Consider the following 669-nt stretch of genomic DNA (forward strand, 5'->3'; position numbering starts at 1 on the left):
GGCGAAAGCACCATCAGCAACGGCGGCACCGGTACACAGATTAACGGTGACGACGCCACGGCGAATAACGGCGGCAAAACCACAGTTGACGGTAAAGACGCCACTGGTACAGAAATCAACGGCAATAACGGGAACGTTGTCCAGGACGGCGATCTGGACGTCAGCGGCGGGCGCACGGGATTGATATCACCGGCGACAGCGCGACGGTGGACNATAACAAGGCACCATGACCGTNACCGATCCGGAATCCATCGGTATTCAGATCGACGGCGACCAGGCAGTTGTTAATAACAAAGGCGACAGCACCACCACCAATGGCGGCACCGGCACACAGATTAACGGTGACGACGCCACGGCGAATAACGGCGGCAAAACCACTGTTGACGGTAAAGACGCCACCGGTACAGAAATCAACGGCAATAACGGGAAGGTTATCCAGGACGGCGATCTGGACGTCAGCGGCGGCGCACACGGGATTGATATCACCGGCGACAGTGCGACGGTGGACAACAACGGCACCATGACCGTGACCGATCCGGATCCATTCGGTATTCAGATCGACGGCGACCAGGCGGTTGTTAATAACGAAGGCGACAGCACCATCACCAACGGCGGCACTGGCACACAGATTAACGGTGACGACGCCACGGCGAATAACGGCGGCAAAAC

1 pseudogene is annotated in these 669 nt (G+C 57.9%); it reads left to right on the top strand.

From position 1 onward, the window contains the following. Positions 1-669, top strand: a pseudogene (locus CRI63_RS23830) (autotransporter domain-containing protein); the annotation flags it as partial.

Origin of the sequence: Escherichia sp. E2661 (assembly GCF_004745185.1) — a bacterium.
Classification (GTDB): domain Bacteria; phylum Pseudomonadota; class Gammaproteobacteria; order Enterobacterales; family Enterobacteriaceae; genus Escherichia.